At 36.5% G+C, this 1472-nt stretch carries 1 protein-coding gene; it reads right to left on the bottom strand.

The window, feature by feature from the left end; genetic code table 11:
• Positions 1-185: 185 nt before the first annotated feature.
• The gene (locus QUB16_RS33340) at positions 186-1385 is read right to left on the bottom strand and encodes an ISAs1 family transposase (protein WP_333322680.1); all 1200 of its coding nucleotides are present in this window, start codon (positions 1383-1385) and stop codon (positions 186-188) included.
• Between the last annotated feature and the right edge of the window lie 87 nt (positions 1386-1472).

Raw genomic sequence — 1472 nt, 5'->3', positions numbered from 1 at the left:
CAGGGTAAACGCATCTAAATTAAGTTGACAGAAAATCATATTTGTGCATCAGTTTTTTTTTATAAAACAATTCTTAAAACTCTTAAATCTGATGCAATTAACCCAGTTAAAATCGAGCTTTAAGGACTTCTAAATTCTCAAAGCTGAATCAATTTAGATCGGGAATCCGTTTTAGTTTTCGAGCGTTAGCTGGCCGAGTCTAAAATTTGCACTAAATAATTATTATCCATTCCCGCCAGATACCGCTTCATTTTTAAACTTCCTTTAAATCCTTTTTCCTGTTTCAGTAAATTGACAGCTAAACGCCGTAGAAGAGCAAAATTTTCAGGAGAATGATCTTTACGAATACGACTATTGTCTTCAGAAAAAGTAACATCCAATGTCCAATGTAAGCTATTTTCAATACCCCAATGACTGCGAATTGCTTGAGAAATCTTCTCGGCATTACTGGCTAAACTACTTAAATAAAACCGAACTTCTGTGGTAGTTTTATTCCACAAACGTCTTTCACTTACGACCATCACAACCGTTTTTAATCCCGTCCATAATGATTGATTATGAAGAGATGGCAACTCCGAGACTGCCACAGTCCAAATTTGTCTTTTTTCAACTCGATGATGCCCTCCTTCTATTTGTTGATAATAGCTATGCTCTCTGCCAGCAAACTTTTCTTTTCGAGCTAATTCAAACCAGTCTTTTACGTCTTTATGAAGAAGTTTTTGATTTCCCTTTAGCGCTAAAAGATAATCTCCTTTCTTCTTAATTATGAGCGCTCCTATTTCTTTCTGACATCCCAAAGCATCAATGGTTATTATGCTTCCAGCAATTTCTAGCATCTCTAACAAAGCCGGAATTGCTGTCACTTCGTTGGATTTCTTATTGACTTTTTTTTGCCCTAAAACTAATTGATGGGATGAAGACCATGCACTGACTATATGCAATGGTTTTTGGCTGTGATTCCGGTCATAAGATTGTTTCATTGTTTTGCCATCAATGGCTATGACTTCTAGCTCCAATTTTTTGGTAATTGAATTTACCCAACTCAAAAAACACTCTTGAAACTGCTTCGGTTCAAGTCGAGCAAATACTCGACTAAATGTATCATGAGAAGGAATTCCATTCGGCAGTTCTAGAAAACCTTTTAGCCATTCATATTTAGTTTTTCCATAGAGTTCTATTGCCCCCCATCCATCCGCACCGCTAATGACAGCTAGAATCGCAATGGCTACAATATCTATTAGTAAATGCTCTTTACTTCTTTCTATTCTTGGATCGGTCAAGGTCTCAAAATGGTTTAAAAAACTAACGTTCAATAAGTCGGTCGGATTCGATACACCTATTGTTTTTTGTTGGGAAGTTAAAGTCGAAGTAAACCCTTTCGCCATCGATCGCACCTATCAATTACGCACTTGATTTAGCTAAACACTTGATCTTATCATGTTTTAGGTTGAAATTAAGATGCGTTTACCCTG

This window comes from Microcoleus sp. D3_18a_C4 (genome assembly GCF_036702415.1).
Taxonomy (GTDB): Bacteria; Cyanobacteriota; Cyanobacteriia; order Cyanobacteriales; family Microcoleaceae; genus Microcoleus.
This window is presented reverse-complemented; position numbering and strand designations above follow the sequence as displayed.